Source organism: Candidatus Chloroploca mongolica (genome assembly GCF_004762035.2).
In the GTDB taxonomy this organism is placed as follows: domain Bacteria; phylum Chloroflexota; class Chloroflexia; order Chloroflexales; family Chloroflexaceae; genus Chloroploca; species Chloroploca mongolica.
This window is the reverse complement of record NZ_SIJK02000016.1, coordinates 68,504-95,197: the sequence shown is the minus strand read 5'-3', so window position 1 is coordinate 95,197 and position 26,694 is coordinate 68,504. Positions and strand designations below refer to the sequence as shown.

The window sequence follows — 26,694 nt, the reverse complement described above, 5'->3', positions numbered from 1 at the left end:
AAGCTGTAGTGCCGACTTCAGTCGGCTGAGCCGGAAGCTGTAGTGCCGACTTCAGTCGGCTGAGCCGGAAGCCGACTGAAGTCGGCACTACCTGATATAATTCTTAAAAACCATTAGCCCTAAGCCGGAAATCCTGTGTACAACTCAGATAACAATACCAACCCACTGGATCGCATCACAACCAACCCCGACCAATGCGGCGGGCGCCCCTGCGTTCGGGGCATGCGGATTCGGGTGGCCGATGTGCTCGATCTCTTTGCGGCGGGCTTATCCGTAGACGAAGTAATCGCCGACTTGCCCGATCTCGAGCACGAGGATCTGATCGCTTGTTTCCAGTATGCCGCCCGGCAAGTTGATCCGAAAGTACTATCCAAATGACTACTGAACCAGTGCTGTTGCAAGATGTGGCTGAAGCGCAAAATGGCGAAGCGCAAAGCACAGAGAATTTGCCCAATGGGTGGCGGGTGGTATCACTAGAAAAAATCGCCAAATTCAATATCGGACGTACTCCTGCAAGAAATGAGGTAAGGTATTGGTCTGAAGGCATCTACAATTGGGTGAGCATCGCCGACATGAGAGAACTTATGATTATAACAAACACAAAAGAGCGAGTTTCAGAGGAGGCTAATAAACAAGTATTCCGAGGAAAGTTGATTCAACCTGGCACGTTGCTTATGAGTTTTAAGTTGACTATTGGAAGGACTTCTGTACTTGGCATTGAGGCTTTTCATAATGAAGCCATTGTCTCATTTGAATTGAGTGAGAATATTGATCGCGATTATCTAATGTTCTATCTGTCACAGCTTGATTATAGCGACCACCAAGATAGAGCTGTTAAGGGTAATACTCTTAATAAGGACAAGATCGCACAGCTTCCAATTTCCCTCCCCCCCCTCGCTGAGCAGCGCGCCATCGCCGCAGCGCTGCGGGCGGCGCAGGCGGCGGTGCAGGCCCGGCGGCGCACCATCGAGTTGGTGCGCGAGCGCAAGGCTGCATTGATGCAGGCGCTGTTTACCAGGGGTACGCGCGGCGAGCCGACGGAGCTCACCGAGATCGGCGAGGTGCCGCAGGGGTGGGAGATATATCGATTACGCGATGTACTTGGCGAAGGTTTTATACAAACTGGCCCATTTGGAAGCCAACTCCATGCTTCGGATTATCAGCCAAGCGGTATTCCTGTTGTAAATCCAACACATTTACGATTTAACTACATTGATGAAAGCGAACTTCCTTTCATAGATAAAAGTTTAGCTAATACGCTCTCGAAGCACTACTTGCAAAAAGGTGACATTCTGATAAGTAGGCGAGGAGATTTTAGCCGTTACTCCTTTGTGGGTGACAAGTACGTCGGCTGGTTCTGTGGTACAGGGTGCTTACTAATCAGGGTGAAGAATCTTGCCGTAGACAACTTTTTCTTATCTGTGTCAATAGGTACTGAGCTTTCTCAGAAATACTTGAAAAACAACTCCGTTGGCAGTATTATGCCAAATCTGAATACGCAAATCCTGTTCGAATTGCCTTTACTGCTTCCCCCCCTCGCCGAGCAGCGCGAGATCGCGGAAGCGCTGCAAGCCTGCGATGCGGTGATCGCGGCGCTGGAGCAGGAAGCGGCGCTGCACGAGGAGTTGTTCCGGGCGCTGCTGGAGGAGTTGATGACGGGAAGGGTGCGGGTGGTATCGCCAGGAGCCCTGGTCGAGCCATAACGCGGGCGAGCGCAGGGCGTGGCGAGTTGGTACAATAGGGGTGACGAAAGGATGCGATCGTCACGCGGTTGTTCTGGTACAAACGAATGTCTATTGGCAGATGAACTATGGAACTAACACTCACCATCCAAGCCGATACGCAGGTTGCGGTTCATTGCAATGGTCAGTTGTCGCATGTTTTTGATCTGCTACGCCTGGTTCCCGATCCGGCTGTAGCGGGACGCCCGCCCCACCCGCTGGATGATGCCAAGGCGTACGGCCAGGCGCTCTATGCGGCGTTGTTCCCTGCTGAATCAGCAGCGCTGCAGGCACGTGCGACCGGGCCTGCGCGATTGTTGCTGGTGGCTGATGCCCAAACGGATGCCATTCCCTGGGAGTATGCCTACGGGCCGGATGGCTTTCTGGTGCTGGATGTGACATTGGTGCGTGGCTTGCCGTCGGCACAGCGCATCCCGCCGCCAACGCTCGACGGCGGCTTGCATATCGTCGCCGTGCCGTCTAATCCGCTCGACGCAGACGTTCTCCCGCTTGATATTGACGGCGAGTGGCAACGGCTGAAGGAAGTTCTTCAACAAGTACCGGCTGCCTTGACCTTGGAACGCACTCGCCCGGTGACACTAGAGCAACTGCGGCGGTTGGTAAGCGGACAACGCAATCGGGTGATTCATTTTATGGGGCACGGCGGACGAAGCGACAAGGGTGCGATCCTCCTTTTTGAGCAACAAGACGGCGGCCTCGCGTCCGTCACGGCCAAGGACTTCCTGCGGCGCACGAAAGGCACAACCTTCCTGGTCTTGCTCAACGCTTGTGTGAGTGCTACCCCCGGCGAAACCGAGTTCGCCAACCTCGCGGCTGCGCTTGTTCGCCAGGGGACGCCCTATGCGCTCGGCATGCGCTTTAGCATCGTCGACAACGATGCCCGTACCTTCTCGCGGGTCTTCTACAGCGAGTTGGCGCGCAGTTCGACGGTTGAAGAGGCCGTTCAGCAAGCCCGCCTAGAGTTAGCCAACAGTCCACATGCCTGGGCCATTGGCGTGCCGGTGCTCTATACCGCACTCAGTGAGCCAACCGGCGGCTTTGCGACGAGCGCCGGACAACTGACGCTCCGTGAACACCAACCGCCCCTTGATCTGCTGGCTTTGCCGCGCACCGAGGGCGTCTTCCAGGGTCGTCAGGAGGAGTTACGCGCCGTCGGTGCGCGGCTGACCGCCGACAGCCGCCCACGTCTGCTCACTATTCACGGCATTGGCGGGCAAGGAAAGACCGCCCTGGCCCGCGAGGCCGTTGAGCGCTTTGCCCACGCCTTTCCCGGCGGTGCCTTGGCTCTCGCACTCGAAACGCTCCCCGCACGCGAGAGCGTGATCCAGAGCATCGCTACCCTTCTCGGCATGGTGACTGAAAAGGGTGCCGAACCGGATCTGCTTGAGCATGCAGTGCTTACCCGCCTGGGCCAGTTGCGCACCTTGCTGGTGCTCGACAACGCCGAAACACTGGTACAGGCAGCCCAGGCCGACCAACCCGAAGCTCAGCAGCTTGCACAATTGCTCCGCGAACAGCTCCCACCAACCGTATGCTTGTTGGCGACATCCCGCGAATACCTGGGTTGGGGCGGTGAAGAAGGATTGCCGCTGGGTGGATTAGACCATCGTTATGGCGCACGACTATTTCAACAGCACGCCACGCATCGTGCCGATGCCGTTCACCTTGCGGAAGCTGAAGCGTTGAGTGCCAACGTAGACGGCCATCCCTTAAGCCTACGCCTGCTCGGTGGTGCCTTCAACGACCTGAGCACCCCACTGACCGATTTTATTCAGAACTATGCCGACTATCTTCTCGAATCGCAGGATCGCTACCGCCACGCCGACCACCGCCAGCGCTCGCTCTACCAGAGCATTGACTTCAGTGTACGCTTTCTCGATGCGGGCTTGCGCAAGCTGCTCAGCGGGCTCTGGATCTTCCACGCTCCCTTTCTGCCCGAGATCGCCAAAGCAATCTTCGACCCCGCTACAGAAGAACCTGAAGGGCACGACTCGCTGGTCTACGACCAGTTGTACCGCTTGGCTCAGCGTAGTCTCGTCGAGCGCGATCTCGTCACGACGCGTGAGGGAACCACGCTCTTTTATCGCCTCCATCCAACGGTGCGCTTGTTTAGCGCGCAGCACATGGAATCTTCCATTGACCGGGAAGATTTGTTGCAGCGCTACGGTAGCGCCTACGCCGATCTGGCGCGTACCCTGTACCAAGGCATCAATCGCAGTGCCGCACTGGTCGTCATTGCTCAGCTTTGCGCGCACGACCTGGATCAGGGCATAGCGCATGTCGTTCCCCCAGCGCAAGGGTGGTATCAGTTATTCCGTGGCTGGATCGCCCAGCGCCTGGGGGATCGGCGCAACGGGATCGTTTTGATTGAGCAAGCCCTGGCTGCCGCCGGCACAGATGATCAGGATCTGAAACTCCACGCCTTGACCAACATGGCGTTGATCTATCAGCAGACGGGGCAGCCGCAGCAGGCCTTGGCGCTCTACGAGGAGGTGCTCTCTCTGAGGCGCGCGGTGGGCGACCGGGCCGGCGAGGCCGTGACGCTGAACAACATGGCGATGGTGTACGATGCCACGGGGCAGATGCAGCGGGCCTTGGCGCTCTTAGAGCAGGCGCTTCCCCTGAGGCGCGAAGTGGGCGACCGGGCCGGCGAGGCCGTGACGCTGAACAACATGGCGATGGTTTACCAGAACATGGGGCAGCCGCAGCGGGCCTTGGCGCTCTTGGAGCAGGCGCTCCCTCTGCGGTGCGCGGTAGGCGACCGGGCCGGCGAGGCCGCGACGCTGACCAACATGGCGGCGGTGTACCAGCTGACGGGGCAGCCGCAGCGGGCCTTGGCGCTCTACGAGCAGGCGCTGCCCCTGAGGCGCGAAGTGGGCGACCGGGCCGGCGAGGCCGCGACGTTGCACAACATGGCGTTGGTGTACCAGCAGACGGGGCAGCCGCAGTGGGCCTTGGCGCTCTACGAGCAGGTGCTGCCCCTGACGCGCGAAGTGGGCGACCGGGCCGGCGAGGCGACGACGCTGAACAGCATGGCGTTGGTGTACGGTGCCACGGGACAGCCGCAGCGGGCCTTGGCGCTCTACGAGCAGGCGCTGCCCCTGAGGCGCGAAGTGGGCGACCGGGCCGGCGAGGCGTCGACGCTGACCAACATGGCGGGGGTGTACGATGCCACGGGGCAGCCGCAGCGGGCCTTGGCGCTCTACGAGGAGGCGCTGCCCCTGCGGCGCGAAGTGGGCGACCGGGCCGGCGAGGCAGACACCCTGACAGGTGTAGCCGTGGTGCTCTATCAAAGCCTTGATCGTGCTTCAGAAGCAATCCAGTCTTTGCAACAAGCCATTGGTGTCTTGCAAATGAGTGGGCTGGATCGTGCTGCATCCGGTACTACCATTGTAGCAATGCAACAGCTATTGGGCGTTATGCAACGCGGCGACTCCTTAGATAGTGAGTCCTCGACCAGCCCGGCAACCCTGCCCGCAGAACAGCTTCGTGTTGTCGTCAGCAATACGGTTGCCGTCCTTACACAGATGCCAGAAAAACATGTCGAATGGCGCGGCGTCATCAGCGGTGCGCTGCAACAGGCCCAGCAGGACGGCGCTGATTGGCAGATTGAGGTTGAACTGTACACTGCGGTTCTCGCCTGGCTTGATGGGCAGCCAACCGACTTACCGGCGGATCATCCCTATGCCAGTGCTATTGCTGCAATCCGGCACGGGGTTGAAGACGGGGCAATGGGGCAACCAACAAACATTAATGAGCTTATCCAGGCGATTCGCGATTTCGTGAATGCAGGCGATCTTGCTGCGATGCGTCAGGTAGTGGAGCAACAGCAGGCGCTGTTGTTCCAGCCAGAGGTTGAGACGATTTTTGCGCACAACATTGCTCAGACTCAGAGTCAGGGCGATCAAGGTGGAACCGAAATGCTCCAATTCCATCTTGACCTGCTGCGAGTTTGTAAGGCGCAGGGTATCGCTACCGCTTTTGATCAACTCGCTGAGATGGTGCAAGCGCAAGCGGAATTGCCCTTCGACGCCGAGGTGATTCCACGCACGATCGCGGCCTTGCGCGGCAATCCGCAGGCGAAAATGGCCCATGCCCAGTTTCTCAGTCAGCTTGCCGGACAGACGGATGATCCGCAGCTCAAGCTCCTGGTCACCACGATTCAGACGGCCCTCTTTGGCGGCAAGCTGCGCACACTTGGGCAGAACCTCGAAGGCGTCTATGCCCAGGCATGGGCGGCAATTGTGGCCGGTCTTTCACACGGAGGGAATGCGGCATGACCCAGCTCTTTCTCATTCACAGCCCCCAGGATGCGGCCACTGGCTTGCAACTGCGCCACGCGTTGGCCGACCGCGGGTATGTCATCTGGGCCGACCCATCTGGTTCGCCACATGGGCGCGAGCAAGTCTGGCAGGCCGGCGTGCGTGACAGCCAAAGCATCCTCGTTGTCTGGAGTGCAACGGCAGCCCAGGCGCAACCTGTCATAACGCAAATCGAGCATGCCCAATGGCTCCATAAACCATTGGTGGTTCTTGCACTTGATGGGACTTCGTTTCCGCAGGCGTTGGCGAAAGCGCCGCTCGTGCACAGCCGTGCGCCGTTTCCTGATGCCGTGGCGCACCTGCTGGCGCACCTGCCGCCTGGGGCGAGCAACAATGCTTCACCTAAACCGTCAGCGCCCTTTGGAACCGCGATAAAAGCGCAGAATGCTGCGGTGAATCATATCTTTGGCGTGCGCTGTGCGAAAGGCCACGTTACCTACTTCGACAAGCAGGTGGTTTGCCGGGCTGGTGGTACCATTGTCCGCTTGACAGAGTTGCGTGATGGCAAAAACTTTGATGCTTTGCGGCTTCGCTGTGGTACTTCTGGCTGTTCCGAATGGGTCGTTGTTGAAGTGGATTGTGAGGGCTACCGATGACGACGCCGCCTCCGATCCTCGAAGGGCGAACGCCGACCACCGAGGAACAGCGTTTGATCGAGCTCTTTGCCGAACTTGAAAAGAAACAACTGGAATTTCTCGACGAGGCGGCCAAGCGCATCATCGAACTCGTCTCGGCGCTGCTCGGTCTTCTCTTCGCCGTCATCGCCTTCGGCAACGCTTTTCCACCGCCCTACCTGGCCGGCAATGTGCTACTGAAGGTGCTGAGCATCAGCGCTTTAGGCGGCTACCTTGGTGCGCTGATGCTGGCGCTCTGGGGTGTCCAGCCGCGCAGGTACAAGCACTACCAGTACAACCTGAAAGGCATGCGTGAGGAACTGGATGCGATGTTGGCGCACAAAATGTTCTGGATGCGTTGGGCAGGCGGCGTGTTTGGTGTTGCGTCCGTGCTGCTGGCAGGCTTGATTGTGCTGGTGCTTGTCCAGGCGTAGGATAAGCGCACCGAAACACGTCGTATTTGCTCGTGACGGAAAGGCTCCTCCATGTCCGAACGCTCCGCCGTCCAAAATCCGATGCTCCGCTATGCCGAGGCGATTGGCTGGCGCTTTGTGCCCCGCGAGGAGGCGCTGCGCCTGCGCGGTGGCGAGACGGGGCGCATCTTCGCCGAGGTGCTGACGGCGCAGTTGCTGCGGCTCAACCCCGGCGTGGTGGATGCGGCGCGGGCCGGCGAGATTGTGCGCCAGCTTGGGCTGCTCAACGCGACCATTGAGGGCAACCGCGATGCGCTGGCCTGGCTGCGCGGCGAGCATTCGGTCTTTGTGCCCGCCGAGCACCGCGAGCGCAATGTGCGCCTGATCGACTTCGACAACCCTGACGCAAACATCTTCCAGGTCACCGATGAGTGGACGTATCGCGGCACGGTCTACGCCAACCGCGCCGATGTGGTCTTCTTGATCAACGGCATCCCGCTTGCCCTGGCCGAGACCAAGGCCGCCGGCAAGCAGGATGGCCTGGAGCAGGGTGTGACTCAGGTGCGCCGCTATCACCGCGAGACCCCCGAATTGCTGATCACGCCGCAGCTCTTTGAGGTCACGCAGTTGCTCGACTTCTTCTACGGCGTCACCTGGAATACCAGCCGCAAGAGCCTCTTCAACTGGAAAGAGGAGGAGCCGGGCAACTACGAGCGCAAGGTCAAAGCCTTCTTCGACCGCGCCCGGATGCTCAAGGTGCTGCGTGACTACATTGTCTTCCTGAGCCGCGACGACATCCTGAGCAAGATGATCCTGCGCCAGCACCAGACCCGTGCGGTCGAGAAGGCGCTGGTGCGGGTGGCCGAGCCGACCAGGCGGCGCGGGTTGATCTGGCACACCCAGGGCAGCGGCAAGACCCTGACGATGATCACCATCGCCAGCAAGCTGTTGCGCGAGGCCCCCGATGGCGAGAAGCCGACCGTGCTGATGATCGTGGATCGCAACGAGCTGGAAGCCCAGCTTTTTAAGAACATCACCGGCTACGGCATCACCACCCTGGAAGTGGCCGAGAGCAAACGCGACCTGCAGAAGCTGCTCGCCGACGACTACCGCGGTCTGATCGTCTCGATGATCCACAAGTTCGATGACATCCCGGCCAATGTAAACCTGCGCACCGGCGTGGTCGTCCTGGTCGACGAGGCCCACCGCACCACCGGCGGCGATCTTGGCACCTACCTGTTGGCCGCCCTGCCCAATGCCACCTACATCGGCTTCACTGGCACGCCTATCGACAAGCTCGCCAAAGGCCAGGGCACCTTCAAGGTCTTTGGCATTGATGACGAGCAGGGCTACCTCGACAAATACAACATCGCCGAGTCGGTCGAGGATGGCACCACCGTGCGGCTGAACTACGCCCTGGCCCCCTCTGACCTGCGCGTCGAGCGCGAAACCCTCGAGCGCGAGTTCCTGTCGCTGGCCGAAGCCGAGGGCGTGAGCGATTTTGAAGAACTGAACGCCATCCTGCGCAAGGCCGTGACGCTCACCGAGGCACTGAAGGCCGAGCAGCGCGTCGCCGAGGTGGCCGCCTTTGTGGCGACGCACTTCCGTGAGAACGTCGAGCCGCTGGGCTTCAAGGCGTTTCTCGTCGCAGTGGATCGCGATGCCTGCGTGCGCTACAAAACCGCACTCGACCAGCACCTGCCGCCCGCCTACAGCCAGGTCGTGATCTCCCCCGCCCACAACGACCCCGAGCGGCTGAAGGCCCACTACCTGAGCGCCCCGCAGGAGAAAGAAGTCCGCAAGATATTCGCCCAAAAGGGCACCACGCCGAAGATCCTCATCGTCACCGAGAAGCTGCTGACCGGCTTCGACGCGCCGATCCTCTACGCGATGTACCTGGACAAGCCGATGCGCGACCATGTGCTGCTCCAGGCGATCGCCCGCGTCAACCGACCCTACGAGGACGACGACGGCCTGGTGAAGCCCTACGGCTTTGTGCTCGACTTCGTGGGCATCTTCGAGAAGCTGGAGCGCGCCCTCGCCTTCGACGCCGATGTCGTCGCCTCGGTGATCCAGAACCTCGATGTGCTGCGCAACCTCTTCGCGACCCAGATGGGCGCGACCGCCCCGCAGTATCTGCCGCTGACCCGTGGCTGGGACGACAAGGCCAAGGAGCGGGCGATTGAGTACTTCGAGCCGAAGGAGCTGCGTGAGGCATTCTTCACCTTCTACCGCCAACTCCAAATGGTCTACGATGTGCTCTCGCCCGACGCCTTCCTGCGGCCCTACCTGAACGACTACGAGGCGCTGGCCGCGCTCTACCATCTCGTGCGCAGCGCCTACAGCGCCCGGCCCTACGTGGATCGCGAACTAACCGACAAGACCCGCACGCTGCTCCACGAGCACACCACCCTCTACAACCTGACGCCACCCGCCACCATTCACGAACTGGGGCCGCAGGAGTTGGCCGCCCTGAAGCAATCAGACAGCTCCGACACCGTGAAGGTGCTCAACCTACGCCGGGCACTGGCCAAGGCGGTTGACGACCAGGCCACCAGCCAACCCTTCCTGATCTCCATCGGCGAGCAGGCCGAAAGCGTCGCCCAGGCCTACGAAGATCGGCAACTGACCACCCAGCAGGCCCTGGCCGCCTTCGAGGCCCTCGCGCAGCAAGCAGCGCAGGCAGCCGACGAACGCACGCATCTGGGCCTCGACGCAAACAGCTACGCGCTGTACGTCGCGCTCCAGCCCTACCAAGCAGGCGTAACCGCCGCGCAAGCCACCATGCTCAACGCCCTCTTCCAGCAGCACCCCGACTACGGCTGGAACGCCCAGCAAGCAAGTGCCCTGCGCACCGCCCTCTACCAAGCCCTGCTCCCCCTAGTCGGCCAGCAACACTTTATCGTGGCAACCACCGCGCTGATGAAACTCCAACGCATATGAGCGAGCGAGCCGTGGGCGCGACAACCATGCCGCAGGTGCCTGCGCGCACCTGGCACGACGCCGATGACCTGCGCTGGGCCACCCGCGCATGGGCGGCGCGCATCGGCGTACGCGTCGTACGCATCCAGGTACGGGCCATGCGCACAAAGTGGGCCTCAATGTCCACCGCCGGCAACCTGACCCTCAACAGCGAACTGGTTGACCTCCCGCGCGAACTTGGCGAATACGTCATCGTCCACGAACTCGTCCACCTGCTCGCGCCCAACCACAGCAAGCTTTTCAAAAGCTTCATGTGGGCCTACCTGCCCGACTGGGAAGAGCGTGAGGAGCGGCTCCGCAAAAAAGACTGGTTGTTTTGACGCAAAGGCGCAACGGCGCAAAGATATGTAATACCGCTGCGCCTCTGCGCCTTTGCGTCAAAAAGCAGCTCAGGCTAGCATGATGATGATGCCGATCAGCAGCGCCAGGCAACCCGAGCCGGCCCAGAAGGTGAGCCCGGCCCAGAAGAGCGAGCGCTTCTTGTTGGCCAGGATGCGGTCAAGCTCTTCACGCATCCCATCGAGGTTGTAGCGGTATCGCGCATAGTCACGCGGGTGAACCGTGCGCAGCCCGAGCAGCATCGCCACCACGTAGCAGGCCAGGATGACCAGACTGAGCAGTTTGGCGACGGGATTGTCGGCGAGATAGGGCGGCGGGTATGTGTCGCCAAAGGCAACCACGGTAAAGAGCACGCCGAGCAGCAAGGTGGTCAGTTCGATGATGCGCTTACCGGCCTCGTCGAGGAAGTCCACCTGCTTGCGCTCGGCCTCGGCAAAGAAGGCGGCGAGTTGCTGCTGCTCGGCGCGGGGCGGCACCCCATCCTTGATCTCTGGCACTGGTGGGTCGGGGACGGGCGGACTGGTGCGCGTAGTGGGTGGCGGTTTGGTCATGTGTAGCCCTCACAGTCCACGCGCACCACGACCGTCTCGGTACAACCGGCGGTACGGCAGGGCAACAGCAGTTCGTCCAGATCTTGCCCGGCCTTACGCACCGTACTACGCGGGATTGTCCCGCTGGCGGGGCAGACCTCGCGCTTATCGTACCAACTGACGTGCCCCTTGGGGCAGCGGACGCCAAAGGTATGGCGCGACGCAGCGGGCGGGGCTTCCGGCGCGGGCTGACCGCTGAGGCTGGCGAGCGCCTGCTGCGCCTCTGCCGCAACCGTGTTGTACAGACTATGGCGGGCCAGATCTTCAAGCATTGCGAGCAGTTCCTCACGGCGCTCACCGCGCTGAATCAAGGTGACCGCCTCGGCAATGCCACGTTTCTGCTCACGGATATACTCGTGGCTCAGCAGCGCCAGCAGCAGATCGTCCTGCTCGGGTGGCGGCAGCAGCGGGACAAGCCGCGTGACTGCCGCTGCAAGGTCGCCGTTCTCGCGCAGCCCCGGCGCATCAACCAGCGTAATTGGCAGTGGCGTCGCATCGCGGGCCAGCGTGATGACCGGCTTCTTCAGTTGCTGCCCATAGCGCACCATGCGCTCAACCCACTCATCGCCCGCCGCCGCCGCGCTCCAGATCAACACCAAGGCGGCGCTACCGCGAATCCCACGCTCCAGTGCGCTGGGATAGGAGGCTGAGCCGGAATCGAGGTGGGCTGGGAGTGACCAGATACCATAGCCCTGCGCAGTGAGCAGATCACGCAGCGCATCGGTGCAAGTGGCGTCGGCAGGGGTCGCAATGAGAAAGAGTTGGGCCATGATATTACCTTCCTAACTACTCCTGCTGCTGCGCATGCTCCACCCCAGCCACAATGGCCGCACACGCCTCGGCATACGGGCCAGTCAGCTTGGCACCAAGTTGGGCTAAGTCACCGCCGAAGAGGGCGGTCTGGATGGCCTGGACAAGCGCCGTGAGCCCCTGATCATCATTGGCAGCGGCAAGCGCATTGAGGTATTGCGCGTGGGCCATTTTCTCTTGTGGGCCAGCGAGCAGGGCGACAATCGAGCGCGGAACGAGATCGGGGTCAATTGGTGATACATCCAGTGCTTGATCCGCTGCTTGTGGGCTAAAGATAGACTCTATCAGCATTAAGTTGCTAAAAACAGTTTCGATCCCGCTAGACTGACAGCTCTTGAGTATACTCTGACGAATAGCGAGTCCCTTTGCCGTATCCTGATCGCCCTGGTCGAGTGCGAGTTGAATGTACTCTTCGAGAAGCGCCTCGACTTCAGGAGAGAAGAGGATGGATTGATGATTTTCGACCACCTGGCGACGGGTGGAGCAGTTAGGAGCATTCACAAAAGCAAGTACCACCTGCATCACTTCTTCCGAAACCTCGACCGGGGGAATGTTCCTGTTATCGATTTCCACTTGTATAGCAGCTAACGTAGGTGCATAAGGGTGATCTGGCGCAAGCACCACCAATTCACCGTCCAGCAGCGCGAGCAGTGCAGCATAGAGATCAACTTCCATCTGCCAGTGATTGCCCCTTTGCTGAGCATTCATAAGCATGTTAGCTACATCATCCCGCCAACCGGAATGATGTTCAGGAACGCTCGTCAATACAGCAACGGTACTGGCAATCAACACCTGGAGTTGTTCTGTGGGCAGGGTTATTGGGTCAGACTGCATGAGAGATTCACCGCTCTGCATTGCCGCACGGATTTGGTGTATATGTTCAGGTGTATTACCAGAAATATCTTGGGGCAAATCAGTGTTTACAAAAATTTGAAGTGCTGCCTCGATCTGAATCATGGCCTCTTGGGGGCGTTCCAAGTGTTGGTACAAAAGTATGGCTTGACCAATGAGGCTGGCGGTCTCTACGGCGGGATAAGCTGTCTGCTGAGCTAGCAAAATAGATGCTTCAAATTGCATTAAAGCTTGTTCAAATTGCTGCAAGTACATATACAGATATGCCATATTACTTAGTATGACGGCTTCGCCAGTACGATTACCTACTTCGCGACAGATTGGCAGAGCCTCCTCGTAAAGTTCGAGTGCCCACTCCGGCTGTCCTAGACTCTGGTACAACGATGCCATATTGCTTAGCGTGGCAGCCTCGCCAGCGCGGTTACCAATTTCACGCCAGATCGGCAAAGCTTCGTCGAAGAGTTGGAAGGCTTGCGTCGGCTGTCCTATGGTCTGATACACCATGCCCATAGCATTCAATGCGGCGGCTTCGCCAGCGCGATTACCAATTGCACGCCAGATCGGCAGGACTTCGTCGAAGAGTTCAAGTGCTCGTTCTGGTTGCCCTATGCTCTGGTATAACACTCCCAGACCAAGCAATGCTTCAGCTTCGCCAGCGCGGCTACCCACCTTGCGCAGGATCGGCAAGGCTTCATCGAAGAGTTCAAATGCTCGTTGTGGTTGTCCTAGTGTTTGGTACACCATGCCCATAGCATTCAATGCGGCGGCTTCGCCAGCACGATTGCCAATTGCACGCCAGATCGACAGGGCTTTGTCGAAGAGTTCGAGTGCTCGTTGCGGCTGCCCTATGGTCTGGTACACTAGCGCCATACCATTCAGCGTATCGGCTTCTTCGGTGCGGTTCCCAACTTCACGAAAAATTGGCAAGACTTCGTCTAAGAGTTGAAGTGCTCGCTGCGGTTGCCCTAGTGTTTGGTACACCAGCGCCATGCTTTTGTGCATAGATGCTTCGCTAGCCCAGTCGTCTATCTCACGAGAGATTGGGATGGCTTCGGCGAAGAGGTGGAGGGCTCGCTCTGGTTGCCCTATGCTCTGGTACACCATCGCCATCCCGTGCAGGGTAGCGGCTTCTCCAGTTCGATAGCTTATCATACGGCAGAGCGACAAGGCTTCATCGTAGAACTGGAGCGATTGATCGGGTTGCCCTAGACCGTGATATAGCAGTGCCATGTTATTTAGTGTTTGGGCTTCGCCTACGCGGTCACCCACCGTACGGAAGATTGGCAATGTCTTCTCATAGAACTGGAGCGCCTGCGTCGGCTGGCCCAGGTTTCGGTACACCTCTGCCATAACGTTCAGGGTGCTGGCTTCGCCAGCGGGATTGCCTGCTGCACGCCAGATTGGTAAGGCTTCGTCGCAGATCGTAATCGAACGCTCTGGTTGACCCAAAATCTGATAGACTATCGCCATATTATTGAGCGTAGAAGCTTTTCCATTAGCGTTGCCCACTGACTGCCAGATCAGGATAGCTTCTTCGCACAACAGGAGCGCCCGCTGAGGCTGGCCTATGCTTCGATATAATTCTGCCATGTTGTTCAGCGTATAGGCTTCGCCTGCAAGGTCGCTCACCATACGTCTAATCAGCAAGGACTTCTCGTAAAACTGGAGCGCCTGCATCGGCTCTCCCAGCATCTGGTAAACTGTCGCCATGTTGTTCAACGTAGCGGCTTCGCCAGTGGGGTTGCCCATCGCACGCCAGATTGGCAAAACCTCCTCGTAGAACTGAAGAGCCCGATGGAATTGACTTAGGCTCTGATAGACCATCGCCATACCATTCAGCGTAGTGGCTTCGCCGGCACGGTTACCAACTGCACGCACGAGCGGTAAAGCTTCATCGTAAAGTTGGAGTGCCTGCTGTGGTTGCCCCTTACTCCGGTACACTGTGGCCATATAGTTCAATGTGACAGCTTCGTTGGAACGGTCACCCACTGCACGTAGAATCGGTAAGGCTTCGTCTAAAATCTGGAGCGCCCGTTGCGTCTCGCCCAGATCCATGTATAACCCTGCCATACCACTCAGTGTGACGGCTATGAGATCATCTTCGCACAACACACGCAAGATCGACAATGCTTCCTCGTAGAGTGCGAGCGCCCGCTGCGGCTGGCCCAGAACTTGGTACACTTCCGCCATACCTCGCAGTGTGATGGCTTCGCCAGCGCGATCACAAATTGCACGCCAGACTGGCATGGCTTCCTCGTAGATCTGAATTGCTCGCTGTGGTTGGCCTAGACCCTGGTACACCAATGCCATACTTTGCAGTGCTAGTAAGTGGATTTGTGTATCACCACCCTGAAGCCGCTCCAAAGCGGCTTCGCACAATTGCAACGCACGCCGCAGATCGCCAAGTCGTGCCGTAACCAAACCCCATAGTACTTGATATTCATCGCGTTGCTCTAGGCTACACAAGCTAAGTCCTCGCTCGAAATCTTCGCGGACTTGCTGTGCAATTGATGATGCACGACTGTCATTGTTCAGTTTCTCACTGACCAAGCGCACTAGCTCGAGGTAGATCGTGGCGAAGTGAGACTGGAGCAGGTCAGGCGCATAGGCCTGGGGTTGCAGGTGGTGCTCGGCGTATAGCCGCAGGATAGGATGTAGCCGATAATATAGTAGCCTGCCCTCTTCCAGGGTGATCTGTTCACGCTCGATCAGCCCGCGCTGCCAGAGCGCGTGCAACTGGTCGCGGACATCTGGGCGTTGCACATCATCAGTAGTAGGAGCGGGATCAAAGATCGCCTGGGCTGTCTCGGGCAGGAAGGGTGCGTGGAAGATCCAGAGACCGCTGAGCAGATCGCGCAACGCGGGGGCCAGGTAGCGCACACTGGTTTCAATGCTGGCGTACAGCGTACGATGGCGGTGATCTTCGCCCAGGTACGTGTTGTGGGCCATCGCAAGCTGCGCTTCGTAGGCGGCTACAAACGACTCCAAAGCCATAGTTGTGTCGTTGAAGGCACCACCGAGCAGACGCAGGCTCAGGGGATGTCCTTCAACCCTTGCACTTAGCACCTCAGCCATACGCTGATCAATCGCACCTGCCCGGGCTGGCGCACTTTGGCGGAACAGTCGCGCCCCATCTGGGGCCGATAGCCCGCCCAGGCTCAGGTAAATTTCGCCAGGCCAGCCCAGCAATGAGCGCGACGTTACCAGCAGGGTCGCCTGTGCGCCGGTCAATTCCTGCCGCAACAACTCGACCAAGCGCAGCGCCTCTCTCTCGCCCGCCTCCACCGCTGCTATGAGGGTCTCGGCATTGTCGAAGATGAGCAACGTGCGCTGCTGGCTCAAGCGGATCAGCACCTGGCGTTCGAGTTGCTCCGGTGGGATAACGACGTTATGGCTGAGCGAGGTCAGCATTTGACGTTCGAGTTGCTCTGGTGCGATGGCGTTACTACTGATCTCGTAGAAGCGGGCGAGATCGGCCACCACCAGTTCGCGGCTGGGTAGGCTCTCCAGCGAGATGGCCCAAACGCCCCCGGGGAAGGCCCAAGCGAAACGTTCGGCAACTTCGCGGGCCAGGGCGGTCTTGCCCTGACCGCCGATGCCGTGGATGGTCAGCACCGGCGGGCGGCTATCGCCAGTCAGGTGCGCACCAATGGCCCGCAACTCTTCCTGACGACCCTGGAAGGCACCCTCGGCGCGGGGGAGGGCGCTCACCTGGATCGGCGGGCGACGGTCGCGCACGTCGGGCTGGCCCGCCGGGGTCGCAAAGCCGCCAGCGGGTGTGGTCAGGGCAGTATAGAGCACTGGGACGCCGACGGCCCATGGTCGGGCGCTGCGCGCTAGGCTCAGACGGGCCTGGAGCAACGCCTCTTCAATGGGGACGCCACGGGCGAGATCGTCATACAGGGTGCGCGCGAAGGCTCGTGCGTCGTCATCCACAATGCTGAAGCGCATGCCGAGTGCGTAGGGGGTACCCTGTTCGATCAGCAGGCGCGCCAAGTTGCTGAAGGGCGTGGGGCCGGGCGTGGCACTGACGCAGGCGTTCAGTGTGACCAGGAAGACCGTGCCGCGCAACCGCTGGGCCAGCGTGCGGGCGCTGACCAGTTCAAGGCCCCCGTCAGCGCGCTCGAAGCAGAGCTGCGCCTCGTCCTGCTGTGCGCTGCCGTGGCCCATAAAGTGGACGACACGGTGGCGCTTGCCAGCGACCAGGCGGCGCAGTTGCTCATCGGTAGCCGGGCGCGTGCGCTCCAGGACGACCGCACCCTCGACGGCCTGCACACTCTCGCGCAGCCGCAGCCACTCGCCGTCAATATTCAGCGGCACCACAGCGGCGTCAAGCGGATTGCTCGGCACCGCCACGATGTGCAGCCCGCCATCAAGCGTTGGTGGGGCCACACGCCGTTCTATCGGCAATCCACGTACAAAAGGCACCTCCAGCACCACAAAACCATCCGGCCCGTAGAGATACTCCCAGGGCACGGCATCCAGCGCGCCCTCGGCAACCAGCACGATCCGCTCAGGGCGGGCCGCCAGGGCCGCGTGGGCGAGCGAGCCGGTGGGGAAGAGCGCCGTGAAGAGCGCACGTCCATAAGCGACCGGATCGTCCAGGGGGTTGGGCAAACGTGAGCCATCCTGCGGTGCTGGCAAGACTTCTCGCGGAATGAAACAGTGCGACGCAACGCCATCGCACCTGACGAGCGCTTCGTTCGCGGATTGGGACGAGATCGTCAGTTCCATAGATTGCGCTCAGCGTCCTTTGTTCTCACTGCATCTAGCGGTACACTCAAGAGACAAAGCTTGGTGTTAAGTATACCACTGCTGGCGAGGCTAAGGCGATGGCATTTTCTGGGCAAACACTATCTGGTAATGGTATGGTAATCCGTTTGTACCATAATTCTACTGTGCGACATGGCATCACGTTCATCTTACAATTTAGGAAGATGCAGTGGTGACAACTCCAGTACGAGTTTTCCGGCCCAGCTTGGTCGAATGAAAGCAGACTCCTCATGCATGTGCTATCCGTCTCCTATCGTACCGACATCCCCGCCTTTTACGGTGACTGGTTTATGCAGCGGGTTCGTGAAGGCTATGTTCGCTACCATAACCCCTACGGCCCTCAAGTCGTCACCGTCTCGCTGCGTTCAGAGGATGTCCGCGCGATTGTGTTCTGGTCTAAGCATTACGGCCCATTCCTGCGTCACCTCGATGAGCTGGATCGTGCCGGATTAGCGTGCTATTTCCACTATTCACTGACCGGCTACACTGCTGAACGGACGACCCATCCACTTGAGGAGCGCGTTCCCCAACCTGATCAGGTGATCGAGTCATTCCAAGCACTTGCCCGCCATTACAGCCACAAGCATGTGCTCTGGCGCTACGATCCGATTATCTTCACCCCGCTCACGGATGCTGACTGGCATCGGCGAACCTTTCGTACGCTAGCGCAGCGGCTTGCTGGTTCCACGGAACGCTGTTACTTCAGCTTTCTTGATGGCTACGACAAAGTCGCACGGAACACAAGGAAGCTTCCTGATAGCCTGCGACCCTATGACCCTCCACAAAACGAGAAACTTGAACTAGCTGGTGAGTTGGCATCCATCGCTGAAGCTCATGGAATTGGTCTTTATACATGTGCCGAAGACTTTGCAGTCGTCCCGCCCATTCAGCGCGGAGCCTGCGTTGACAAGGAACTGATTGACGAGCTTTGGCCACACAAACAGCAGCACAAGCTGAAACTTTCACCGAACCGCAACAAGTGTGGATGCTATGACAGTCGTGACATCGGTGCCTACGACACCTGTCCTCATGGTTGTGTCTACTGCTATGCGGTCATCAACCGTCCTCTGGCGCTGAAGCGCTATAAAGAGCACGATGTTGAACATGATGCATTGATCAAGCGCGGCCCCAAGCAACCGCCAGAAGAAGACCTGCCGCCTCAACAGTTCACCATTCCGCTTGATATGTAAAGTCCATCATTGGGCCAAGCTATTTCTGTCAAAGGTGTGTATGGCAACTCCTTTTGATCCAACTCTCGTCGAAACCCTAGAGGGGTTGCTTGCACCCGGCGGACGGGCACGCATCTCAAACTACATTGAGGCTACCCAATGCGAAATCCTCTGCGGTCGGCCTCCGGATATCCAACGCCACCACGAAGATATGCGTACCATTCTTGACGCGGCGGATCAGCGCATTGCTCAGCTTGCGCAAGTCTGGACAACGTTTGCGGCGCATGGGAAGAAGTTCACGTCGACGAGCTATACCTCGCCGGATTTTCTTGACGCCTACTTGGCCTACTACTGTACGACCAATGTGGCGAAAGTACAACTCAGCCTACTCGATCTGGTGGCGCGATCAGCGTTGGTCGGCCCGGTGCTGCATGTTCTTGATATTGGCGTCGGCACAGGTACAACGCTGCTTGGTCTGATGGATTTTCTCCTCGCCTGGGCGACCGTCTGCGATCTCTATGCAGCCCCTTTTCCAATCCAGAGTTTGACCTTCACGGGTGTTGATTGCACCCAGGAGAATCTTGCGTATGCGCGCAAAATTGCCGCCGCCTATGCGGGGGCGCTAGGCCGTCGTCGTGAACTGAGCCATGACGAGGAGAGTCAGGTGCGGCTGGAGACTGTCGAGCAGTGGGTTACGCACGCTGCATGGCAACTGCACGATTTGAATCAGCAGCCCTATAGCGGCGGCTCTAGCAATCTGGTGATCGCCTCTAACGTCTTTAATGAGCTTTCGCCTGAAGGCCGAAAGCATCTCGGAGCGTTGATCAGCAGCCTGCCGCAGCAGGCGAGTGCAATTATCATTGAGCCGGGGGCACAACAGAATGCGCAGCAACTCATGGCCTGGCGCCGTGCGTTGCTTGAGAAATCAGATCATCTCACGACCCTTGGCCCCTGTGGTGTTGTCCCGGGCGCTACGGTGAGTGCGGCTTGCGACACCTGCTGGAATGGTCGCCGCGAGTCGCTGCACCAACCTGCGCTCTATATATCCTTTCGTAGGCATGCCGCACGCTACCAGCGCGATGATCGATCGTTTGACGATGCGGAGAACAACTTGCTCTCATGGAGCTATGTCCTGCTCCATCACGCGCAAGCTTCCGCTGCGACGATGACCGCACCGCTTACGCCTAACGACAAAGCACAATGGCCGGCGGATCAAGCGCTCACCTTCATTGGTGCGTTTTGTGCTCGCAAAAATGATGACGGCTATGACATCCGCATTGATCATCAGAAACCTGATCGCCGACCAGAGGCTAACGACGCATGGACTGAGTTTGTCAAGCTGTGTCCTGCTGCGGTGGCAAACATCCAAACCCTTACCCTCATCCGCGATCAGGGTATCCAACTTCCACGCCTGCGCTATGGTGAGTTGATCAAAATTATTCATGCAACATATGCGGTAAAGAGCCCCAAGACAGCTCGTATTAAGCCTGATTCAAAGACGATGTTTGATCAAATTCAACAACCACTCAATATCGCCAACACCTTCCTGCCCGCATATACGCCTCAGGTGCGCCGCGCAGTTGATGAGATTGCCTATCGACTCTTTGGCTTCGCAGGGATGCGGGCGTTCCAACATCAGATTCTCGGGCAGTCACTCACCGGCAAACCGATATTGGGCATTGCTGCAACAGGCGGCGGCAAAAGCGAGTGTTATATCCTCCCTGCTATGCTGCTGCCCGGCATCACCATCGTCATCTCGCCGCTCAAATCGCTGATGATGGATCAATACGAGCAGCGTATCTATCAGCGGTATGGGCTTGATAGTTTAACCACAGTCATTAATGGTGATGTCAGTATTGCTGAACGCATGGCGCGCCTGCGCCGGATGGAACTCGGCCACTATAAACTGGTCTATCTCACCCCCGAACAACTCGAGCGCAGCTATGTGCTTGAGAGTCTCCACCGGGCGCATAAGCAAATTGGCATTCGCTACCTAGCCCTGGATGAAGCGCACTGCATCAGTCAGTGGGGCCACGACTTTCGTTCGTCCTACCTGAATCTGTTGGCGCGCCTCCGCACTCGTGACATTCACCCCTTGCCCATTGCCCTGACGGCAACGGCGAGCCCCGAGGTGCGTCGCGACATTTGTGAAGAGTTAGATCTGGATCCGCGCCCGCTTGATGCCGGCGGCAATCTCTTCATCGAATCCTCAAACCGACCAGAGCTCAATCTGGTGGTGCGCGTCTGTCGAACGACTGAAGACAAAACCGAGAGCATCCTCACTGAGTTGCAACAACTCCTTGCCCATAATCAGCAGAACGAGGCCCCTGGCGCAGCGATTGTCTTTATGCCCTACACCGGGGGCAAACTAGCGTATACCCGTCGAAACGGTGAAGCAAACCAAGGCCGCCTCAGTCCCGGCGCTTCGTCGTTTGCCTCCTATCTGGAGCGAGCGCTTGCCGAACGGGTTGCGGTCTACCACGGCAGGATGGAGTTTGATAGCGCCAGCGCAGCACCGGAGGACGACGAGGAGGAAGAGCCAGAGGATTGCTTCGCTCCGCAACAAGCGCCCCCCCTGGGTGACCTGAGCGGGCGTAGCCGACGAGAGCAGCAGCAGGCCTTCATCAAAGGCGAGCGAGCGATCATGGTGGCGACGAAAGGCTTCGGCATGGGCATTGATAAGCCGAACATTCGTCTCGTCATCCATCGGAGCGCTCCTGGCAATCTTGAGGCCTATGCACAGGAGGCCGGACGGGCCGGGCGTGACGGTGAACCAGCAACAGTGATCCTCTACTACAGCCCTGATGCGCCTATGGAGCAGAGCGAACGGAAACAAACTCAACTTCCCTCTGATGATGAGATTCAGCGACGCTTCCTGGCCGATAAGTATATTCGCCGTGAGGATGTTTTGGTTATGCGTGCGTTTCTCCGCTCAGCGCGACGCAAGATCGTTGGGCGCATCTACATCACCAATGATGAGGCCATCGCTTTCTTTGAGCGCTGTAGCGAACAGCCTAGTCTGGCTGGACTAACCGCACCCTACACATGGCCTGAATGGCCAGACCGTGAGCCTGAAGGCAAAGAGTCTGCCGAGCATCAGGAGTTGCTTGAGCGTGGCTATCGCTATGCCCACAAAACCGACTATATCAAGCGCATCCTCGACGTCGTCTATCGTATCCGTCCTCGCGTGGGTTCGGACGGCCCCCGCGAGAGCCTGGTGCAGGCATACTGTCAGGTTGGTGCCCTCCTCATCCAGCCTCAGGTTCACGATGCCCCAGCCATCCTGAATTCAAATGCGTACTTCGGGGCGGTGTTGTGTGAGACTCGTCTAACGGCAGCAGAACTCACCAGCATCTTGCACAGCGGCGATCTGATCGAGCTTGCTACCCGGATCAAGCAGCCTCTGAGCGAAGTTACCCAACTCGTGAGCGACATCAAGCAGTTTCAATCCGGTGCCTCCGGGTCGCGTCAGGATAAACTCCTTACCTATAGAGCCATTGGCGCACCCTATTACGGCCCTGCCCAGGGCCGCGAGAGTCTGGCTGCTTGGCGAGCCTATGCGGGCGCAGTACGACGAGCAAAAAAGAATGAGGCCGACCAGCGGGCGCGTAAAGCTAGACGTCCGTACAAAAACGGGCGTCAGGAGATCACGCTGGACGATTGGTTTGCTTGGCCCGAACTACGTAGGCCACAGGGCTGGGAGATTCTGGCTGGACCGGCTCTGGAGCGTGATCAGGATTTTGACGCTTACTTGAACGCATTCATGGCGCTCCACGATAGTCGCGAGGACAACGACTGGGCTGCCTACCACCGACTGCTCACTGACTATGTTGGGGTCGAGCCTGACGGTCAGATCGGTACCCAGGGCAACAAGCTTTGCCTGCGCGGAGTGCTGCTTGGCTACCTCAAGACCTTTGAGGTGATTGTCGGCGACAACTGCCTGAGTTGTAGCCGCTGCGTACCTTCCGAGAACTTCACGGCATCGCTCGAGCAGCGCAAGCAGGTAGTGGCCCGCATGAGTGCTGAGCTAGCGCAGTTGTTTGACACGATTGAACAGTACGTCACCGATTTTCCGTCTCCCGACCAAGTCGAAGCGCTACTGAACGCAATGCAGCGTGCGCAGCAGTCCGGCCACGCCTTGCTTGCTTACCTCCAGGGATGGACAAATCGTCTGCTACTTGATACACCGACGCATCGTGGCGCACTAGTCATCCGGGCGTCTACGATGATCAGAGGCCTGCTAGAAGTTCGAAAGAGTGATCTGCTTGAGCTTATCCAGAACCTGGTGCAGATAGCCACCGACGCCGATGTAAAGGTCGTTAGTGCGCTCGTCGAACAAGCGTGGCGCGCTCAGCCTACTTCATTGGGCATATGTCGCCAGCGGATTAAGCTAGCCCAACGTCAAGGTCAGCCGGAGGTCGAAGCCCAGACATGGCAAGACTTGCTGGCTCTACAAGAGCAGCGGAACCCCGACAGTCATCGATTCCTCTTTGAGCCATGTGCGGCCCTCGCCGACCTCTACGCTGCCCCTGGCGTCCTGCACGACGAACAACGGCATCAGCACTTTGCACTGCGTGCGGCACGACTAGCCAAGGATCGCTCGCTCGCTGAACCATTCTACGCTCGTGCCGTACCTGCGCTGAGTTGGACAACGTTAGGGCTGCTGCTTGACGAGGCCTACCCGGTCGCCTGGTCTGGCCCAGAAGCACCGCTGCTGCTGAAGGTTTGGCTCACCGGCGACCGTGCGACGCGGGCTGAACCAATTGCTACGGCCCTTGACCAGAACGCGGTTGCCTGGGAAGCCTGGTCTGCCGATGATCGGCGTGCGGTGGTGGCGGAGCTTTCTGATGAGGCGCTGAGCACGCATCTGTCGCTCACCACACGGCTGATCAGTCTGCTGGAAACCCCCAACGAGCGGCTGCGTATGGCGCAGATCGCTCTTGCTGGGAGCGCTGTGTTGACGAGTGTGATCGCCCAACAGATCACCACCACTGCACTCCAGGTTGCCCCAGCCAACTTGAATATCATTGCGCAACTTCATCAGATCCAGCCTCTGCAAGCAGCGGTGTATCAAGTCATCCGTACCCGCCTGGGGCTGGAGACATGGGCGACGACGGTGTGGTATCTCACCGAGTTCGCGAGCGAACTCCTGAGCGATACTCCTGAAGAACGCCTGCGGCGTCTGCGTGAGGGGATCGCGGCGCTTCCCGTTGGCCCAAGCCGGGAACAAGCAGCCATCCAGCTCCAGCCCCTTGCGTTACCGCTGTTGAGCGAGCCGAGCAGCGCCTCCGAGGTTCACCCACTGTGGCAGCAAGCTTGCGTTGGCTGCACGAACCTTGCCGTTGAGTATCTTATCCTCACCCAGCGCCGCCCCGAGACGGCTCTATACGCTATTGAGCTCCTCAACCTGCTTGCCCGCCAGGATCCAGCGACCCGCAGTGCCGTCTACGCAAAGCTCAAGCGCCACGGGGAAATCAAAAGTTGGCGGGCGTTACAGATCTGGCTTACCTGGTTTCGCGCTGAAATTTGTGCTGAGGAAGCTAGGGAACGGGTACGGCTAGTCAACAGGTGGGGTGAACTGGCGAGGTCTGATGCTCCACACGATCAGTTCGTTGCGGCGCTGAGTCCGCTGCTCATGCCGTTGCTTAGCGATCCTGAAACTGGCCCCATTGCGCACAAAGTATGGCAACGGATCTGCATGCCTGATCCCGATGCCATTGCCACCTACATCACCCATCATGAAACATCGCTGTTCAGCGAGGAGTTGATCAACCAATTTCTCGCCTTCTTGCGTACGCACCACCCTGTTACCCATCGTGCGGTCTACCTGAAACTGAAACCAACGGCACTCCAGAGTAAACACACAGACTCTTTTCGTCGCTGGGTCTGCCGTTTCATTGATGAGCTACGCGCTGATGAACTCGATGATCGCCTAGCTGTGCTTCGTCATACGATCACGCTCGTCGTGAGCGAAAAAGCGGAACTAAGCACCATTCCCGAGTGGTTACGCGCCCAGGCGGGGACACTGATTGATGCTCCATTACCACCGACCGCTCAGGCCGCCCTGCAAGCCGAGGCCCAGCGCTATCCTAAACACGCACGCATACACGCATTGCTATATCTGCTTATCCCTGGTGGACAAGCTCTACTCATGCAGTTTATGGCAACGCTTGATCCTGCGCACGCTTCAATGCGGCCGACCATCTACCGCTGGGCGCAATCAACGGAATTGCCATCGAATTGGCATGAGTTGGCGCCCTGGATAACATGCTGGCAGAAAGAAATTTGTGGCGAGAGCTTGGATGTTCAGCTGCAGCTGGTCAAATATGCGCTGTCGATGCTTGCGACCAGTGAGGATCGTACCAATGCACTTGAAGTCCTAGGTGCAACCTTACGGATGCTCTCGCGTAATGCCGATCGCTTGCCTGATAACGCATACGCCTGGTTACAAGCTCAAATCCCTCACCTCGACGATTTCGTCTATCGCAGCGAAGATCGTGCCATCATCTTGGCCTATCGATCCACACTCCATAATTGGCTGTTGCATCATAGTACCCAGATCCTGGCCGAACCACCTGAGGAGAGGTTGCGCCAATTCACACAATACATTGGGGTGCTGCGGTCTCAAGAAGAAGTTTGCACCCTAACCGCCGAATTGCTTCAGCCGCTTGCCGTTTCGCTCTTTACTGTGGACAATCCGGTGATACGCGCAACGGTTCACCAGCAGTGGCAAGAAGGATGTGAGCAAAGCCCTGCTCTGCTCACATCCTATCTCGCAACATGTGCGGCCTTTCCGCCAGGGCCGCACCGCGATAGCTTCTTGGCGGCAGTGCCAGCCACTCCCACATGGCTCAACGCGCTCTATGGCCTGCTCAAACCATCATTTTCACCGCAAACCTGGGACGATTTTGCTACATGGATGAAGCGCTTTGCGAATATTGAAGCCAGTCTCCCCCATGAGGATCGGCTTCATCTGCTCCAGGTAGGGATCCGCCTCTTGCCAAGCCCCCCGGAGCGAACCGACGCCATTGCCCAACTCGGGCCTATGGCCTATGCACTGTTCCAGATTCCACCGCTTGCCGCCCAAGCCCATCAGGCATGGCAAACGGTGTGTGCGCATGAAGCCGACCTATTTGTTGCCTATGTGATGCAGACCCTTGCCGTACCCGCCTTCCATCCGCACAGCTTAGCGTGGATTCAAGCACAGCTCGCAACGCAACCAGATTTTCGCCTGTATGTTCACCAGAAACTACGCCAAGCTCCTGAAGCATTGCAAGAACGAATTTGTACCCTCCTTCCTGATGAGATCGCGTATTTTCCCCTTGAGGATCAGCTGCGGCTATTGCAATTATTGACTAGATCGCAAGCAACCAATCACACGCAAGCTTCGTCGGTGGCCTGGCTGCTGACCACATTTCATGCGCTCCTCAATGCGAGTGGAACGCTTTCCACCGAGGCGCACCGACTCATCCAGAGTCGCTTCAACTCATACACGAACGCGATCTGCGCCTATCTAGACTTCTGTAAGCAGCATCAGGATGGGCTTGCGTTGAGCCACACATGCATCGACTCGCTGCTTACTGGTGGGTATGCTGCGACGTTGGCAAAGCTACCTGAGCCATTGCCATTCAGGCGCTGGAATCTTGCGGTACGCATGGCACGCATCCTGGAAGATATCTTTGGTCCAATGGGCTCATTGCGCCACAACGAGGTGACTTGGGAGATGCCTGCGAAGCTGAAGTACACGTTCGAGCCACAGCGTGATCCGGAGTACGCTGATATGCTCGCTATAACCCTCGAACAGGTACGTACCTGGGTCAGACCAACCTACCTCACCCCGCTAGCCTTCCAAATTGAAGCGCTTGTGCAGGCTGGCCGATGCGTCAGAGCTCACCAGTTGGCCAGCTTGCATCCGCATCTTCAACTTGGCAAAAACCGTGAATCAGCCACACTCTTTATTGACCGGGCGGAGCAGTTTAGCCAGGATGACCGGCCAATCAATCCTGACTATGCCAAGATTGCTGCGACGATGCTGGGGACGGGAACGTATGCGGTTTAGCAGGATAGCTCGCACGTCCGCACGACGAA

The 26,694-nt window shown here is 58.5% G+C and carries 12 protein-coding genes; 9 read left to right on the top strand and 3 right to left on the bottom strand.

Features of this window, described 5'->3' with window-relative positions; all coding sequences use genetic code 11:
- Positions 1 to 135: 135 nt before the first annotated feature.
- The 7 genes from EYB53_RS10860 to EYB53_RS10830 all read left to right on the top strand — a co-directional run bounded on the left by EYB53_RS10860 (position 136) and on the right by EYB53_RS10830 (position 10,393).
- Positions 136 to 378: a DUF433 domain-containing protein gene (locus EYB53_RS10860; protein ID WP_135478209.1), complete on the top strand. Its 243-nt coding sequence runs from the start codon at positions 136 to 138 to the stop codon at positions 376 to 378.
- Positions 375 to 1,703, top strand: coding sequence for a restriction endonuclease subunit S (locus EYB53_RS10855; RefSeq protein ID WP_135478208.1), 1,329 nt, complete (start codon positions 375 to 377; stop codon positions 1,701 to 1,703). Before EYB53_RS10860 ends, EYB53_RS10855 begins: the two co-directional genes overlap by 4 nt.
- Before the next feature lie 107 nt (positions 1,704 to 1,810).
- Complete coding sequence (locus tag EYB53_RS10850) at positions 1,811 to 6,022, top strand: tetratricopeptide repeat protein (protein ID WP_135478207.1); 4,212 nt, start codon at positions 1,811 to 1,813, stop codon at positions 6,020 to 6,022.
- On the top strand, positions 6,019 to 6,660 hold the full coding sequence (locus tag EYB53_RS10845) for a toll/interleukin-1 receptor domain-containing protein (RefSeq protein ID WP_167857346.1): 642 nt from the start codon (positions 6,019 to 6,021) through the stop codon (positions 6,658 to 6,660). Before EYB53_RS10850 ends, EYB53_RS10845 begins: the two co-directional genes overlap by 4 nt.
- A gap of 53 nt (positions 6,661 to 6,713) precedes the next feature.
- Complete coding sequence (locus EYB53_RS10840) at positions 6,714 to 7,112, top strand: hypothetical protein (protein ID WP_135478205.1); 399 nt, start codon at positions 6,714 to 6,716, stop codon at positions 7,110 to 7,112.
- 51 nt (positions 7,113 to 7,163) lie between these two features.
- On the top strand, positions 7,164 to 10,034 hold the full coding sequence (locus EYB53_RS10835) for a type I restriction endonuclease subunit R (protein WP_135478204.1): 2,871 nt from the start codon (positions 7,164 to 7,166) through the stop codon (positions 10,032 to 10,034).
- Positions 10,031 to 10,393, top strand: coding sequence for a M48 metallopeptidase family protein (locus EYB53_RS10830; RefSeq protein WP_205712630.1), 363 nt, complete (start codon positions 10,031 to 10,033; stop codon positions 10,391 to 10,393). The genes EYB53_RS10835 and EYB53_RS10830 overlap by 4 nt, the downstream gene beginning before the upstream one ends.
- Positions 10,394 to 10,462: 69 nt before the next feature.
- On the opposite strand, the gene EYB53_RS10825 is transcribed toward EYB53_RS10830, so the two are convergent.
- The 3 genes from EYB53_RS10825 to EYB53_RS10815 are packed head-to-tail and all read right to left on the bottom strand — an operon-like array spanning position 10,463 to position 17,398.
- Positions 10,463 to 10,963, bottom strand: a complete 501-nt coding sequence (locus EYB53_RS10825; RefSeq protein ID WP_135478203.1) for a hypothetical protein — start codon at positions 10,961 to 10,963, stop codon at positions 10,463 to 10,465.
- Entirely contained in the window at positions 10,960 to 11,772 is an 813-nt protein-coding gene (locus EYB53_RS10820; RefSeq protein WP_135478202.1) for a TIR domain-containing protein, read from the bottom strand. The genes EYB53_RS10825 and EYB53_RS10820 overlap by 4 nt, the downstream gene beginning before the upstream one ends.
- Before the next feature lie 16 nt (positions 11,773 to 11,788).
- A complete protein-coding gene (locus EYB53_RS10815) occupies positions 11,789 to 17,398 on the bottom strand; it encodes a tetratricopeptide repeat protein (protein WP_135478201.1) in 5,610 nt (1,869 codons plus the stop codon).
- Positions 17,399 to 17,667: 269 nt separating this feature from the next.
- Here EYB53_RS10815 and EYB53_RS10810 point away from each other — a divergent pair, with 269 nt between their 5' ends.
- Positions 17,668 to 18,627 carry a DUF1848 domain-containing protein gene (locus tag EYB53_RS10810; RefSeq protein ID WP_135478200.1) on the top strand — a complete coding sequence of 320 codons (960 nt, stop codon included), beginning with the start codon at positions 17,668 to 17,670 and terminating at the stop codon, positions 18,625 to 18,627.
- Between the two features lie 40 nt (positions 18,628 to 18,667).
- A complete protein-coding gene (locus tag EYB53_RS10805) occupies positions 18,668 to 26,665 on the top strand; it encodes a DEAD/DEAH box helicase (RefSeq protein WP_135478199.1) in 7,998 nt (2,665 codons plus the stop codon).
- The last annotated feature ends 29 nt before the right edge of the window (positions 26,666 to 26,694 follow it).

Bases quoted from the DNA above. Each gene is read 5' to 3' on its own strand.
- EYB53_RS10855 (WP_135478208.1), top strand. From the start codon at position 375: ATGACTACTGAACCAGTGCTGTTGCAAGATGTGGCTGAAGCGCAAAAT.
- EYB53_RS10850 (WP_135478207.1), top strand. From the start codon at position 1,811: ATGGAACTAACACTCACCATCCAAGCCGATACGCAGGTTGCGGTTCAT.
- EYB53_RS10845 (WP_167857346.1), top strand. From the start codon at position 6,019: ATGACCCAGCTCTTTCTCATTCACAGCCCCCAGGATGCGGCCACTGGC.
- EYB53_RS10835 (WP_135478204.1), top strand. From the start codon at position 7,164: ATGTCCGAACGCTCCGCCGTCCAAAATCCGATGCTCCGCTATGCCGAG.
- EYB53_RS10830 (WP_205712630.1), top strand. From the start codon at position 10,031: ATGAGCGAGCGAGCCGTGGGCGCGACAACCATGCCGCAGGTGCCTGCG.
- EYB53_RS10825 (WP_135478203.1), bottom strand. From the start codon at position 10,963: ATGACCAAACCGCCACCCACTACGCGCACCAGTCCGCCCGTCCCCGAC.
- EYB53_RS10820 (WP_135478202.1), bottom strand. From the start codon at position 11,772: ATGGCCCAACTCTTTCTCATTGCGACCCCTGCCGACGCCACTTGCACC.
- EYB53_RS10815 (WP_135478201.1), bottom strand. From the start codon at position 17,398: ATGGAACTGACGATCTCGTCCCAATCCGCGAACGAAGCGCTCGTCAGG.
- EYB53_RS10810 (WP_135478200.1), top strand. From the start codon at position 17,668: ATGCATGTGCTATCCGTCTCCTATCGTACCGACATCCCCGCCTTTTAC.
- EYB53_RS10805 (WP_135478199.1), top strand. From the start codon at position 18,668: ATGGCAACTCCTTTTGATCCAACTCTCGTCGAAACCCTAGAGGGGTTG.